This window comes from Synechococcus sp. PCC 7336 (assembly GCF_000332275.1).
Classification (GTDB): Bacteria; Cyanobacteriota; Cyanobacteriia; order Thermostichales; family PCC-7336; genus PCC-7336.
The window spans coordinates 578,720-592,252 of record NZ_CM001776.1; the positions used below are offsets into that span (position 1 = coordinate 578,720).

14 protein-coding genes are annotated in these 13,533 nt (G+C 57.6%); 12 read left to right on the forward strand and 2 right to left on the reverse strand.

The features are described from left to right. Nucleotides 1-34: 34 nt before the first annotated feature. The 5 genes from SYN7336_RS24155 to dusA all read left to right on the forward strand — a co-directional run bounded on the left by SYN7336_RS24155 (nucleotide 35) and on the right by dusA (nucleotide 6,357). The gene (locus SYN7336_RS24155) at nucleotides 35-2,293 is read left to right on the forward strand and encodes a YncE family protein (protein ID WP_156819997.1); all 2,259 of its coding nucleotides are present in this window, start codon (nucleotides 35-37) and stop codon (nucleotides 2,291-2,293) included. 15 nt (nucleotides 2,294-2,308) lie between these two features. Next, on the forward strand, nucleotides 2,309-3,430 hold the full coding sequence (locus SYN7336_RS02840; protein ID WP_156819998.1) for a carboxypeptidase-like regulatory domain-containing protein: 1,122 nt from the start codon (nucleotides 2,309-2,311) through the stop codon (nucleotides 3,428-3,430). Continuing rightward, a complete protein-coding gene (locus SYN7336_RS02845; RefSeq protein ID WP_017324408.1) occupies nucleotides 3,427-4,701 on the forward strand; it encodes an ABC transporter substrate-binding protein in 1,275 nt (424 codons plus the stop codon). The genes SYN7336_RS02840 and SYN7336_RS02845 overlap by 4 nt, the downstream gene beginning before the upstream one ends. A 273-nt stretch (nucleotides 4,702-4,974) precedes the next feature. Continuing rightward, nucleotides 4,975-5,328, forward strand: coding sequence for a thioredoxin family protein (locus tag SYN7336_RS02850; protein WP_017324409.1), 354 nt, complete (start codon nucleotides 4,975-4,977; stop codon nucleotides 5,326-5,328). Nucleotides 5,329-5,379: 51 nt separating this feature from the next. Next, nucleotides 5,380-6,357, forward strand: coding sequence for a tRNA dihydrouridine(20/20a) synthase DusA (gene dusA / locus SYN7336_RS24160; protein ID WP_017324410.1), 978 nt, complete (start codon nucleotides 5,380-5,382; stop codon nucleotides 6,355-6,357). Nucleotides 6,358-6,393: 36 nt separating this feature from the next. Here dusA and SYN7336_RS02860 read toward each other — a convergent pair whose 3' ends face one another. Further along, complete coding sequence (locus tag SYN7336_RS02860) at nucleotides 6,394-6,702, reverse strand: hypothetical protein (RefSeq protein ID WP_017324411.1); 309 nt, start codon at nucleotides 6,700-6,702, stop codon at nucleotides 6,394-6,396. 165 nt (nucleotides 6,703-6,867) lie between these two features. On the opposite strand from SYN7336_RS02860, the gene msrB reads away from it, so the two are divergent. The 4 genes from msrB (at nucleotide 6,868) to SYN7336_RS02880 (ending at nucleotide 10,204) form a co-directional block, all read left to right on the forward strand. Further along, nucleotides 6,868-7,266 carry a peptide-methionine (R)-S-oxide reductase MsrB gene (gene msrB, locus SYN7336_RS02865; protein WP_017324412.1) on the forward strand — a complete coding sequence of 133 codons (399 nt, stop codon included), beginning with the start codon at nucleotides 6,868-6,870 and terminating at the stop codon, nucleotides 7,264-7,266. A 98-nt stretch (nucleotides 7,267-7,364) separates the two neighbouring features. Next, on the forward strand, nucleotides 7,365-8,264 hold the full coding sequence (locus SYN7336_RS02870; RefSeq protein WP_017324413.1) for a DUF3153 domain-containing protein: 900 nt from the start codon (nucleotides 7,365-7,367) through the stop codon (nucleotides 8,262-8,264). A gap of 53 nt (nucleotides 8,265-8,317) precedes the next feature. Then, complete coding sequence (locus SYN7336_RS02875) at nucleotides 8,318-8,839, forward strand: hypothetical protein (protein ID WP_156819999.1); 522 nt, start codon at nucleotides 8,318-8,320, stop codon at nucleotides 8,837-8,839. 114 nt (nucleotides 8,840-8,953) lie between these two features. Then, complete coding sequence (locus SYN7336_RS02880; protein ID WP_017324415.1) at nucleotides 8,954-10,204, forward strand: metallophosphoesterase; 1,251 nt, start codon at nucleotides 8,954-8,956, stop codon at nucleotides 10,202-10,204. Nucleotides 10,205-10,242: 38 nt separating this feature from the next. Here SYN7336_RS02880 and SYN7336_RS02885 read toward each other — a convergent pair whose 3' ends face one another. Then, nucleotides 10,243-10,527, reverse strand: a complete 285-nt coding sequence (locus SYN7336_RS02885) for a DUF350 domain-containing protein (RefSeq protein ID WP_227498591.1) — start codon at nucleotides 10,525-10,527, stop codon at nucleotides 10,243-10,245. A gap of 81 nt (nucleotides 10,528-10,608) precedes the next feature. Between SYN7336_RS02885 and SYN7336_RS02890 the strand changes: the two genes are divergently transcribed. From SYN7336_RS02890 to SYN7336_RS02900, 3 genes are read left to right on the forward strand one after another with little or no spacing between them, the layout of a single operon-like run. Then, complete coding sequence (locus tag SYN7336_RS02890; protein WP_017324417.1) at nucleotides 10,609-11,598, forward strand: hypothetical protein; 990 nt, start codon at nucleotides 10,609-10,611, stop codon at nucleotides 11,596-11,598. Nucleotides 11,599-11,645: 47 nt separating this feature from the next. After that, complete coding sequence (locus tag SYN7336_RS02895) at nucleotides 11,646-11,879, forward strand: hypothetical protein (RefSeq protein WP_017324418.1); 234 nt, start codon at nucleotides 11,646-11,648, stop codon at nucleotides 11,877-11,879. A 49-nt stretch (nucleotides 11,880-11,928) separates the two neighbouring features. Next, nucleotides 11,929-13,530 (forward strand): polyamine aminopropyltransferase, encoded by a 1,602-nt coding sequence (locus SYN7336_RS02900; RefSeq protein WP_017324419.1) that lies wholly within the window; start codon nucleotides 11,929-11,931, stop codon nucleotides 13,528-13,530. Nucleotides 13,531-13,533 lie beyond the last annotated feature (3 nt).

Here is a 13,533-nt window from a genome sequence, read left to right on the forward strand (position 1 = left end):
TGGAAACGTACGTTTGTTCTTCGCTTCTCAAACGATGCTGCACTCTTCCCTCCAATCCTGTACCGCGATCGCGGCAGCTTTATTGCTGTCATTCCTTCCCCTATCGCCACTTGCCGCTCAGTCAGACTCCGCCGACCCTGCCGAATCAACTGGCGAGGTGGAGTCCGATGCTGCCAATGCCGACGGTATTGAGGCGGATGCAACTCTAGATGTGGAAGTGGAAGCCTCCACCACTGAGGTCTCCCCCAACCCTGCTGAAACTGTGGTTGGAGAGGGAGAAGCTGCAGAGGAAGAAGCTGCGATCGCCGCAGAATCTGAAGCGCTTCACTGCCAGATCCCCGAGTCCGATGGCGAAGCTGCAGCGGCAGCCGCCGACAGCGGGGAGGGCGAAGGCGAAGCTGACGTAGCAACTGTTGACAGCGAGGGGGCTGAAGGCGGTCTTGCTGACGCTGAATGCGAGATTGCCGCAGTTGAGGACGAATCGGGCTTGAGGGCAATCCAGTCGATTCCATTGCCCAGCACGGCCGATCGCATTGATACCATCGTCGATGGCGATCGCACCCTGGCGGTTGTCGGCCTGCTCGAAGAACAAGCAGTCGCCACGATCGATCTCGCTACGGGCGATACCGTGGCCAAAAATCGCGTCGGCTTTGCCCCACACACCGTTCGGTACGACCCCGTCAATCGACTGATTTATGCGGCGGGTTTCCAATCGCCCGGGCTCTTGGTGATGAACGCCGATACCCTCGACATCGATAAGGGATACGGCCTCGCTGCCGGAATCTTGGATATCGATTTCGATGCGGCCAGCAGACGCATATTTGTCACCCACCCCAGCATCAGCAGCATTTCGGTCATTAGCCTGGAGGAACCGCAGGCGCGATCGCTGCCCGTCCCCGACCCCCCCCTGGCGATCGCCTTCAACCCCACTTCTGGCAATCTGTTTGTCACCATGCAGACCGCCAATTCCTTGGCTCTACTCGTTCTCAACGCCGATAATGGCGAGCCGATCGCCCTCTTGCGCAGCGGTACGAATCCCGAAGATATTGCCATTGACCCTCGCACTCAACGGGTGGTGGTGCTCAACTCCGACAGCAGCGATTTAACCATCATCAACCGCAGCGGCAGTGGAGAGGCGATCGACACCGTCGGCCTCAATTGGGAACCCACCCGGCTGGCCCTCTCCCCCGATGGCAGCCGTGCCTACGTGACCTCTCGCAATAGCAACCGACTGCAGGTGGTGAATCTAGAGGCGAGCCAATTAGAAGCGGTCTATCCCATTGGCGCATCCCCCATCGGCATCAACTATCTGCCCACCGCAGACGGCCCCGGCCTAGTGGTGGTTGAGGCAGGCGAGCCCCGCCTGCGGTGGTTGAGCTTGCCGGAAACCCCTTCTGAAACGGCGATCGCTGCTGCTGCCTCTCGGCCAAATACGGGTAGCGCCGCCGGACGAATCGTCGATTTGGCGGGCAATCCTGTCTCTGTCGGCGAGATTCGCCTGCAAAGTATTGGCGACCTCACCCCCGATCTACAGCTCAATCTCTTGCCCGACGGCAGTTTTCTGATCTCCGATCTGCCCGAGGGAGTCTATCTCGCCGACATTGACGTGCCGGGATTTCCGACGGTCAGCAGCCAATTACGAGTCAGAACTGGGTTCATTTCCTCCACTCGCATCCAATTGCCCCCCGGTCGTCCCGACGAAGAGAGCCAAGGCATTGGCGTTATTCCCGATCGCGAGCCCTTCTCTGACGATTTGGCCGCCCACGTTCACGCAGCCCTCGCACAAAAAGCGGCCGATCGCGATGTGGAACTTCTGATCGGCCCCATCGGCGTGTGGAAAGAGTTTCAGCAGCTCGCCCCACTCGTGGAAGGACTGGACATTATCGATCGCGACAATCGCTTTACGGAGGATCTCGATCGCCTCAAAACGATCGGCAACAGTTTGGGCTTGCGTTATATCGTGCTGACACACATGGATATCTCCCGCGACTTCGATACGCGGGGCAATCCCTTCCTCAATTTGGCGGTGCGGTATTTTGTCCCCCAAGTTCCCATCAACGTTCCCGATTTCACCCCCAACGACCTGCGCAGTCGCGGTGTCATGATTGTGGTGGATCTGCAGGAAGACGAGCCTGGGGAAGTCTCTCGCTATTTCGAAGCCTTTGGTCGAGACCAAGTGGGGGGCGATCGCATGTTTGAGGATGCCGCAGCGGGATTATTTCGCCGTCAGGCAGAAAACATGGTGCCCGACCTGTTAGAGCAGTGGATCGAATCGGGGTCACCGCTGTCGTAGCTGAGAGCAGAAGGCGTGAAGGCTAAAGCACATATGGCGATCGCTCGAAACCTCGCAACTGGCACTGGACTGGTGCTGGCAGGATTGCTACTGGCCGGTTCGGGGGCGATCGCGCAACCAACTGAGGGCGGGCCACATCCTTCCAGTCAACTGGGGTTGGTGGTGGGCCAGGTAATCAACCAAGCCGGACAACCCGTGGCGGGAGCGCAGATTCGAGTCAGTGGCAGTCGCGACGGCAATGTCAACTACGGGCTTTTCGATCGCCTTGCCACCACCGATTCCAGCGGTGCATTTGAAATTGATGGGGGCCTGCCGGGACGATGGTTGCTGTCGATCGATCATCCCGATTACGAAACCCTAACCGAAGAGGTGTGGCTGTTTTCGGGCCTGACCACGCCAGTTGAAGTGAGATTGTCTATTCCCATCCGACCCCAACCCCGCACCCGCGTCGGGGTGATTGGCGTGGGCACGTTGGCCCATACGGAATTTCTGTCGCAGCGCTTGGCCGCCGAAGCCGTACGCTTGGGCTTGGTGCCCAACACCGAGCGCGTCTTGCCCCTCGATAACCGCAACCTTCAACCCATTCTGGAAAAAATTGGCAGCCCGCTGTTCGATATCCTGGAGCACGACGAAATCGAGCCGGAAGACGTCAACCAATTTTTCGACTTTCTCGGGCTCGAAGCCCTCGTCGTGGCCAAAGTGGACGTGCTCAGCCGCGCCATCAGTCCCGATTTACTGCGTCTCAAATCTCGCAGCCGACTGGAGCTGTGGACCATTGACAGCAACGGTCGAGTGCAAGTGAGAGAAATCGCTTCAGAAGATTTTGAGGAGGACGAGACTAGCGATCTGAACGTGGCGGAGCTAGAGCAGATTTATCAAATTCAAGTCACTCGCATGGCCACCGAAATTGGCGAAGATTGGCAGGAGAAGGAGCGCAACCCGCTGGCCCGCTTTACTGAAGTGGACCCCGAAGCCGAGCCCACCGTCCGTACCTCGATCGACACCACCGTCGAGTTAGTCATTCCCGGTGGCGACAGAGCTCTCGACAGCAGCACTCCGGCGTTTCCGGCTCCCGTTGCCGAAGAGGAAGCCCGAGAGGAGACTGAGGGCGAGCCTGAGGATATCTCGGAACCATGACCGCTGCCTCTCTCCGTGCTGGCTTCTGCGCTGCTCTGCTCGGTCTTTTGCTGTTCTCGGTCAGTTGCGGCGATCGCCCTCCGGCCACCTCCAGTGTCAGTATCATGGGTTCCATTACGGGCGAGGGAGAAGCCACCATCGCCGAGGTCTTCGCCCCCTTTACCGCTGCCACTGGCATCGAAGTGACTTATGAAGGGACGGACCAGTTTGCCACTCTCTTAACTGCCCGCATCGCGGCAGGGAACCCACCCGATATCGCCCTATTTCCGCAACCGGGTCTAATGTCTGACCTAGCCCGTTCCGATCGCCTCGTCCCCCTCGACCGCTTTTTGACCCCCGCGCAACTGAATGCCGCCTATACCTCCCATTGGCTAGAGCAAGCTGCCGTGAAGGGCCAAGTCTACGGACTGTGGGCGCGGGCATCGCTCAAGAGTCTGGTTTGGTACAGCCCGCCTGCTTTTGAGGCGGCGGGATACGAGGTGCCCCACACTTGGGGCCAGTTGCAGCAGTTGAGCGATCGCATTGTTGCGGATGGGGGAGTGCCCTGGTGTCTCGGGCTCGAAAGTGGTGCAGCCACCGGCTGGGTGGGCACCGATTGGGTGGAGGAGTTCCTCCTGCGGGAGGCGGGACCGGAAGTTTACGATCGCTGGGTGGCCCACGACATCCCTTTCTCCGATCCAGCAGTTCGGCAAGCCTTTGAATCCTTTGGCGAGCTTGTTTTGGATGGCGATCGCGTTTTAGGCGGTCCGATCGGCGCACTGTCCACCCCCTTTGGCGACTCCCCCGTTGCCTTATTCGAGCGTCCTCCGGGCTGCTACCTCCACCGTCAAGCCAGCTTCATCGCCACCTTCTTCCCCGATCGCGTCGAACCGGGTCGCGACGTCAGCCTCTTCTTGCTCCCCGGTATCAATCCCGACTTCGGCAATCCGGTCTTGGTTTCGGGAGAGCTGTTTGGCCTGTTGAACGATACCCCCGCTGCCCGCGCTTTGATGGAATATTTTACCCGCGTCGAACCCCACACCCTCTGGGCCGCAGCCGAAGGGTTCGTCTCCCCCCACCGCCAAGTGGCGCTCGATACTTACGCCAACCCCAACACGCGACGGCAGGCAGAAATCTTGGCTCGGGCCGAGGTGTTGCGCTTTGACGGCTCGGACCTGATGCCGGGGGCAGTGGGGACAGGCTCGTTTTGGTCGGGGGTGACAGATTATATCGGCGGCACCAATCTCGAGACAGTCTTGGCAGAAATTGATGCGAGTTGGCCCGACGAGTAGCTGTGCCACCTGCCTTGCAGACCTCGCTTGCTAGGGGAAATCGCAGACTCAAGAAATGTAAAGTTTTCTGTACAAAGACTTTGCGATATATTATGTTTTCTAGAGCAATATAACAGCGAGGCAAAAAACAACCCCCTTTTGTGTCAATGCTTAGCCTTGGTTAAGCTAGTATGTTTGCCTAATTCATAAAATAGACTGCTGGTTTAGAGGCAGCGATCGCCGCCTCAATCAGATTTTTAACAACCGATTCAGCCATTCATGATTTAAAAAACAATGTCTAACCCGATCGCCTTTTGCGAACGCAGCCAGTCCCTTGAGGATCTACTGACTCAACGGCCGTTAGTGGTACTGAACTTCACGGCTGAGTGGAGCGGTCCCTGCGCTTGCATCAAGCGCGAGGTCGATCGTCTGGCGGCTGCCTACAGTCAGCAATTGACCGTGGTGGAAATCGATATCGATCGCAATCCCAACACGGTCCGCGAAATGGGTATTGCCAGTTTGCCGACCGTCTCGATCGTCTGGCTGCAGGAACGGGTGGAACAATTTGTGGGGCTGCATGCCTGCGAAGACTTTGAAGCAGCGATCGCCAAGACATATGCTCGGCAGGCATTTGCAACTGCCGCATAATATCCTTATCTGCCCGCATAGCGGGCAGCGATCGTCTCCCCCACCGACAACATGCTCAGCGTTGCCCCCATGATGGATCGGACCGATCGCCATTTCCGCTATTTCATGCGGCAAATCGCCAAGCGGCCCCTGCTATATACCGAGATGGTGGTGACAAAGGCGATCTTGATGGGCGATCGCCATCGCCTATTGGACTTCTCGCCCGAGGAAAAACCGCTTTCTCTGCAACTGGGGGGCGACAATCCGCAAGAGCTGGCCGAATGTGCCCGCATTGCTGCCGATTGGGGCTATGACGAGGTGAACTTGAATGTGGGATGCCCCAGCGATCGCGTGCAAAACGGCCATTTTGGTGCTTGCTTGATGGCTCAGCCGGATCGAGTGGCGCGGGCCGTGGAAGCGATGCAGCGGGCGGTGAATATTCCTATCACTGTGAAGCATCGGATTGGGATTGACGATCGCGATCGCTACGAAGACCTCACCCACTTCGTGCGGATCGTGGCAGCAGCAGGCTGCCGTCACTTCACCGTCCACGCCCGTAAAGCTTGGCTGCAAGGGCTCAGCCCCAAACAAAATCGCACTATCCCCCCCCTGCGCTACGGGGATGTGCATCGCCTCAAACAGGATTTCCCCCATCTGTTCGTTGAAATCAATGGCGGCATCGCCAGTCTCGAAGCAGTGCGGCAGCAACTCCAATATGTCGATGCCGTTATGGTCGGTCGAGCTGCCTACGACACCCCTTATTTGTTCGCGACTGTCGATCGCGATCTCTACGGCGCTCCTGTCGTCCCCCCAACTCGTTGCGAGATTGCCACCGCCATGCTGCCCTATATCGAGGAGTGGACTGCTCGCGGCACCAAACTCCACGCCATTACCCGCCACATGCTGCAGTTGTTTGCCGGACAGCCGGGGACCCGCACCTGGAAGCGCCAGATTACTGAAGGGGTGAAGCGAGCGGGGGCGGGGGCAGAGGTGGTTCAGCAGGCGTTGGCAACTGTTGCGAACAAACAGGGGGCGATCGCCTCCCTCTAAGTGGATTTCAGCCGATCGCCCTCTAGCCAACCCAAACTAATCCACTTGCGGATGGGGGAAAGGATTGGCAATACAGCCGGCTCCCCAAATACCGGGGGGTAAATCTTCGGCGCAAGGCACCACCTGCGGAATGGCAGCGGTGCTACTGTTTTGGGGCTGAATCTGAATTTGCTCGATGCGACGAACCTGCCGTCGCTGCAGTTGGACTCTAGTCGGCAGCACTAGAGGGGCAATGGGAGATCTGGGATCGATATCGTCATCGGGGCTGGGATAGGCCAAAGCGGGAGCCACTGTCGCTAAGGTCAAAATGCCTACTGCAAAACCGAGGGGAAGTAACCGTTGCATGATGTTTGTCCTTGAGGGTGAAACTTCGATAGTTCCACCCTATAGACTCTGGCTTGCTAGGGACGCGATCGCCAACACCACAACCGTGCGATCGAGATCGGGGCGCAGCTAGGATGATAGAGTTTGCGGCTCGAACGCTCTAACTGTTACCTCCAATCTGAAACCATGTCTGCCAAAATTCAAAAAACTGACGCCGAATGGCGCGAACAACTCAGCTCCGAGCAATATCGCGTCACCCGCCAAAAGGGCACCGAGCGAGCTTTTACGGGAACCTATTGGGACAACAAGGCGAAAGGCGCTTACCACTGCGTCTGTTGCGGAGCCAAGCTGTTCGACTCCGACACCAAATTTAAGTCCGGTACCGGCTGGCCCAGCTTTTGGGATGCCGCAGACAAAGAGAACGTTCGCTTAGAAGAAGACAACAGTTTGTTTATGCGTCGCACCGAAGTGCTCTGCGCCCAATGCGATGCCCACCTCGGCCACGTCTTTCCCGACGGCCCCGCCCCCACCGGACAGCGCTATTGCATGAATTCTGCTTCCCTCGATTTCAAGCCAGCAGAGTAAATCGAGCCGTCCGTCGCCAGCGATCGCCAGCCTCAACCCCTCGGATCGCGATAGGTGCGAAAGGGGGCTAGGGTAAGAGTTGTGTTGAGGACAGTGGTTTGGCTAGCTGCAATCCATCGAACGAGGGTGGGCGATCGCCGCTATCTGGGCTGGCGCTGTGTCTGCTGTGTCTGCTGGTTCTGCTGTTGTGTAGCGGTTGCGTCCAATACCGCGTCGATCTGAATTTCAATTGGCTGACCGGCGGTACGATCGTCCAAAACCTCTCGTGGGACCGGACACTCAATACCTTTTTGGGGGAGTTGAGTGACGAATTTACCGACGAACTCTTGCAGGAAATCGAACAGCGGGCGGCAGCCGCCGGTGGGACGGTACAAGCGGTCTCCGATAACCGCGTGCGGGTGGAAATTCCCTTTGACAACTACACGCAGTTGGAAGATAAATTCAATCGGTTTTTCGATCGCCCCCTGCTGCTGCTCTCCAACCTCGATGCCATCCCCAAGTCAGACCTCCGCCCTGCCGCCGCACAGCCCTCCAAACCGCTCGTTCCTCCACTGCGATCGCTCCCGAGTGCCGCGCTGGCCCAATCCGCAAATCGGGAAGATTTCCACATCGACCGGCACGGTTATTGGGTGGCCGATCGCTACGACATGATCTACCAACTCGACCTCGAAGATCTGCGCCTGCCCATTCCCAACGGCTTCTTATCGTTTTCTGCCGATCGCCTGCTCGACTTGCAGTTCGGCCTCAAACTCCCCATCCCCCCCAGCCGCTCGAATGCCACCCTCCAGCAGGATAACCAGTTGGTTTGGCAGATCGAACCGGGAGCCTCCAATCTGCTCTCGGCCTCCTTTTGGCTGCCCAGCCCGTTGGGGGCGGGATTGCTGTTGGGGGCGATCGCGATCGCTCTCGTTGTCGGATGGTATCAATTAGGCCAGCACCGTCCTCGCGCTCGGCGGCAAAACTCAGATAGGCTGAGGTTGCCCAATGGCGATCGCTAGTGCGATTCGAGTCTCAATACCCGTTGTTGGAGCATTTGCCGAGACTACTCACCATGCATCTATTCCCACCGACCAACTGCTCGCGGGCTAGTTCCAAGCTCGTTCGATACTTTGCTGCACTGGCGATCGCGATCGCTACGGCGATCGGTCCTGCCGCAGCCGAACCCGAGATCGAATTCGATCCTCCGAACGGCACCCGTCTCTCCGACTTCGACGCCTTTCTGACCATCACCGTCAATCTCGACGACCATACGTGGGAAACGCTGCCTTGGGACTGGCAGCGTCCGCAGGTCTGGCTCAACGGCACCAATATTTCGCTGCCCGTCCAATCTCTCATTGCGGGTGCAACCGCATCCGTCCTCACGCCTGAAAAAATTGTCGTTTCCAGCCAAACATTTACCGAAAGGCAAATGAGCTTGAGCTTGAGTGGCTTGCGGTTAGAGCCCGGATTTAACCGCCTCGTGATTGAGGTTGCTCCCACCTCGGGGGATATGGAACCCCTGAAGATTGATGTTTCTTATCCGGTCATTGCCGGACAGGGGCAGGTGGTGTCGAGGGTGTCGGGGCAGGAATAGGGAGATTGTCCTTTCCCATACAACGGACCAGCTCAGCTTCGAGGAGCGCAGACTTCCGGCGCGATCGCAAAATTCGCAGTATCGTAATTCGTGGAGTAGTGGCGGCGCAAAATCGTGCGAGCACAGTGGCGACTGGGACTGATTGCAGCCAGCTTGGTGTTGGGCATCAGCTTGGGTATTTTTGGAGCGATCGTTAATAGCAATGTCTCCCCATCCGCCATTACAGCCGAGCAGAGTTTGTCCCCCGTTAGCGAATCGATCGCGGCGGCACCTGCAGAAGCGGCGATCGCCCCCCAACCCTTACCCGATCGAACAGAAGCCATCTTAGCGAGCGCTGCCCCCAACGGCTTATTCAATCCCCCCAGAGGCGATGTTCGCTTAGTCGTTATCAGCGATCTCAACAGCGCTTACGGCTCCACCGATTACCAACCAGATGTGGATCGCGGCATCCAGCTGATGCCGTTTTGGCAGCCGGATCTCGTGCTTTGTAGTGGCGATATGGTGGCGGGGCAAAGTCCAAGTTTGAGCGACGCGCAAATTCGGGCCATGTGGGCGGCGTTTGACGAGCACGTTGCTGCTCCGTTGCGGGCCATGAATGTGCCCTACGGCTTTACCCTCGGAAATCACGATGCGTCCAGTGCTCGCAGCACCAGCGGTGGGTTTCTCTTTCAAAACGAGCGCGACTTGGCTGCAGAATATTGGCTCGATCCGACCCGCGCTCCCGGCTTGCAGTTCGCGGACAAGTTCGAGTTTCCCTTTTACTACACCTTCGAGCGCAAAGGCATCTTCTTCCTCGTTTGGGATGGATCGTCCAGCTACATCCCCCCCGAAAAATTGGCTTGGGTAGAGCAATCCCTCGCGAGCCCCGAGGCTCGATCTGCCAGAATGCGGGTCTTAGTCAGCCACCTCCCCCTTTACGCTGTGGCAGTGGGTCGCAACACCCCTGGCGAGGTCATGCAAAACGGCGATCGCCTGCGCGAGATGCTAGAACGCCACAACGTCCATACCTACATCAGCGGCCACCAACACGCCTACTATCCGGGCCATCGCGGCAATCTCCAACTGTTGCACGCCGGTAACCTCGGAGCTGGCCCGCGCCCTCTGATTGACAGCTCCCTCCCCCCTCGCAAAACCATCACTGTGGTGGACATCCAGTTCGACAATCCCGACCTCACCACCTACACCACCTACGACATCCGCACGCTCCAAACTATTGAACTGGAGCAATTACCGCGCTTCTTGGTCGGGCATAACGGTATGATTCTGCGACGCGATCTGGAATGGACCAAACTGAACAATCCAGAACAAGCTGCTTGTATTCGACGCCTGGGAGTAGAAAGTTGCAATCCTTCAGAAGGGTTCTGAAGCCAGTGCCAGTTCGCGAGCGCAGGCAGGCGAGCCCGCTACACTGCGATGGAGACTATGACAATACTCGCCAGCGCTAAAATTACCGCAGCCACCACAATCGCCGCTGCGATGTTGCCGCGCTCGATTTCCTGCCGATAATCAATCGGATCGAGCAGATCGAATAGCTTCACTCCTCCGTAACAAAGCAACACAGCCAGAACGGCCCATCCAATTGTCGAGATTACCTGAATCAAAATTGGCACTGGTCCGAGTCCTCCTAAACGCTCGCGCACACAATCCACCATAGAGGCAGAACCCTGCGCAAGCGTCTCTTTCTCCAACGTCCTCTCCAACAAGTTACCCCTCAGTCTCTAGGCCGAGCAATTTTGTACACTAACGGTTGTGCCCTACCGCTGCACTCTATGCCTATCTCCAATCCACCCTCTCGGACGAGCAGTCGCTTTATCGATCTCGGGTTCTACTTGACTTTAGCGGTATGGATCGTCCTCTTGCTTGTCACCATCAGTAGCAGCATGCTCTCCGAGCAGATTTTGTCTAGCACGATTGCCGTTCCTGCCGAAGAACAGATTGCATTGGAACCCATTACGCTTACCCCACAGAGATGGGGGGCTTGGCGCGTAGATGTGCAGGCTCGACTGGGCTCCAATCAGTGGGCCACCTATGAAGTACAGCTGTTGGATAGCCAAGGGGAACTGTTGGCTGCGGCCATCAAACAAGCTTGGGACGAATCGGGGGTGTGGCGCGAAGGGGGAGAATCGGGTACTTGGCACGAAAGCGATCTGAGGGCGGGGTTGGACATGCGGGCTCAAACTGCCGAACCGGTGACGCTGGCGATCGCCTTGCTGGAATATACCGATACCGCTGGCCGAGATATTGAGAATCGCGACCTCAGTTTTCGCATCTCTGTCAAAAGTGGCGTGCTCGACAGCCGCTATTTGTGGATGGGATGGGTGTTGGCGAGTTTGTGCTTGGGGCTCAGTTGGCTGACAGCAGAGAAAGCCGGTAAGCCTGCGATTTACAAAAATGTCTTCGATAGCGATGTCAGACAGCGGGCAGAATTAGGGGGAAAGAATCGTCTCATCTGTGCCAGCATTGACGTTCGCTCAGATGAAACCTCACCCTCTCAACTCGCGGTACACCTACGGATCGACGATGGGACCGGAAACTGTCTCTACAACATTCGCCAGCCCTGCTACCCGAGCTTCGTGAAGTCGGATGGCGAAATTGAATATGCAAGGCTCAAACTCAAAAAATACTTTGTATTTTCTCAACGTAGCTCCTACCGTTTTTCAGTTGAAGTCGAACCGGACGGTCCCGTCGATCGCACTCAACTCATCGTGCGCGAGGGTGTTCGCACCCTCCTGCCGGTTAATGTCACTTACCCGCTCTAACGTCACTTACCCGCTCTAATACAGTCTCGAATTCGAGCTGATTGCCAATGTTGTCTAAGTTCCTCGCTGTCGTCACACTTACAATCGCCATTGTGGCCATCATGGCTGCCTGTACGCAGCGATCGGCTTTGGTGCTGCGACAAGATACCCCCGGTAGCTACTGGCCCCGTCACAATACGACGCTGTCAGGTCGCTATGTCAATGGAGTATGGGTGGGCAGTCCCAGTCGCAATTTGGGGAGCGGCGGATTTCGCGGCGGCGGTCCGGGGTCGGGCAAATGACTAACATCCAGGCTTTGGCAGCAATTTGACGTTACGAGCGGAGTGAGCGATGGCGGGATCGGTTTCTGAACCTGTACCGATTGCAGAGGAGAGGGAGGACTGCAATTCGATCGCCCTCAATCAGACGCAATATCGCTGGCTGCTCGCGGCTACGGCGGTGTCGTCAGGCTGCGGTCTGGCGGCGGAATTGTTGTTGGGCACATTAGCCAGTTATCTGGTGGGCAATGAGGCGATCGCCTACGGCGTGGCCGTGGGGGGCTTTCTGGCGGCGATGGGCCTAGGCGCTTACCTCAGTCGCTACGTGGCCAGTGCTGGTGAAGGAGAAGGCGAACATCAGCAGCAAGCCTTACTGCTGCATCGATTCGCTCGAGTGGAACTGTTGCTCGGTCCCCTGACCGCCGCCCTGCCGCTTGGATTGTTCGCACTGTTTGCCTTTAACGGTTCCCTCTGGCTGGGTCTGGTGTTGGCCACGCTTCTGCTCGGCACCCTCGCCGGTATGGAGGTGCCCTTACTGACTCGATTGGTGGAACCGGATCGAGGGGTGCGCAATGCGCTGGCTGGAGTGCTGGCGCTGGATTATGTGGGGGCTTTGATCGGCTCTTTGGCCTTTCCCATTGTGTTGTTGCCGTTGGTCGGCATGTTTCCTGCAGCAGCCCTGATTGGGGCGCTACCGCCGCTGACCGTCTTTGCCTTGAGAGGCAATTTTCCGGTGCTGCGCCGTTGGGGAGTGGCGGGGCTAGCCATAGGACTGTTGCTATTGGGATTTGCGCCGCTGGCCCTGCCCTTGAGCGATCGCCTCGAAGACAATCTCTACAACGCCCCGATTGTGATGCGACAGCAGTCCCCTTACCAGCGCATTGTTCTGACCCGTTTCGGTCGAGATATTCGCTTGTTTCTAGATGGCGACCTGCAGCTCTCGACATTAGATGAATATCGCTATCACGAGGCCCTAGTGCATCCGGCGATGAGTGCGGCTGGGCCTGTCCGTCAGGTGTTGGTGTTGGGGGCTGGAGATGGGATGGCGGTGCGAGAGGTGCTCAAATGGCCGCAGGTGGAGCGAGTGGTGTTGGTGGAACTCGATGCTGCCGTGATTGACCTCGCCCGCCACCATCCATTACTGCGACAGGTTAACCAAGGGGCTCTCGACGATCCGAGAGTTGAGATTCAAATCGCCGATGCGTTTTTAGCCGCCCCCCAACTGCCCGAGCGCTTCGATGCGATCGTGGCGGATTTTCCCGATCCCGATCGCCCCGCCTTGGCCAAACTCTACAGCAAAGGGTTTTACCAGCGGCTCCTGCCCCGACTGGCTCCTGATGGGGTATTGGTCACCCAAGCCTCGACGCCATTTTTTGCCCCCTTAGCGATCGACTGTATTGCCACCACACTGGCCTCCACCGGATTGTCGGTCCATCCCTACACTGTTTCAGTGCCTAGCTTCGGTCCCTGGGGGTTTGTCTTAGCCTCTCGCACCCCCATCCAGCCCGAAGAGTTATCCCTGCCGGTGCCAACTCGCTTTCTCAGTGCTGCAGGATTGCCTGACCTGTTTCACCTCCCTGCCGATCTCGAACTGGGACATGCCGCCATTAACCGACTGTCCCATCCTGTCCTGGTGGGCTATCAAACCGATCCCGAGTGGGCGGCGTACAATTAACCT

Excerpts from the sequence above, each read along its gene's own strand:
- SYN7336_RS24155 (WP_156819997.1), top strand. The coding sequence starts at position 35 with ATGCTGCACTCTTCCCTCCAATCCTGTACCGCGATCGCGGCAGCTTTA.
- SYN7336_RS02845 (WP_017324408.1), top strand. The coding sequence starts at position 3,427 with ATGACCGCTGCCTCTCTCCGTGCTGGCTTCTGCGCTGCTCTGCTCGGT.
- SYN7336_RS02850 (WP_017324409.1), top strand. The coding sequence starts at position 4,975 with ATGTCTAACCCGATCGCCTTTTGCGAACGCAGCCAGTCCCTTGAGGAT.
- dusA (WP_017324410.1), top strand. The coding sequence starts at position 5,380 with ATGCTCAGCGTTGCCCCCATGATGGATCGGACCGATCGCCATTTCCGC.
- SYN7336_RS02860 (WP_017324411.1), bottom strand. The coding sequence starts at position 6,702 with ATGCAACGGTTACTTCCCCTCGGTTTTGCAGTAGGCATTTTGACCTTA.
- msrB (WP_017324412.1), top strand. The coding sequence starts at position 6,868 with ATGTCTGCCAAAATTCAAAAAACTGACGCCGAATGGCGCGAACAACTC.
- SYN7336_RS02875 (WP_156819999.1), top strand. The coding sequence starts at position 8,318 with ATGCATCTATTCCCACCGACCAACTGCTCGCGGGCTAGTTCCAAGCTC.
- SYN7336_RS02890 (WP_017324417.1), top strand. The coding sequence starts at position 10,609 with ATGCCTATCTCCAATCCACCCTCTCGGACGAGCAGTCGCTTTATCGAT.
- SYN7336_RS02895 (WP_017324418.1), top strand. The coding sequence starts at position 11,646 with ATGTTGTCTAAGTTCCTCGCTGTCGTCACACTTACAATCGCCATTGTG.
- SYN7336_RS02900 (WP_017324419.1), top strand. The coding sequence starts at position 11,929 with ATGGCGGGATCGGTTTCTGAACCTGTACCGATTGCAGAGGAGAGGGAG.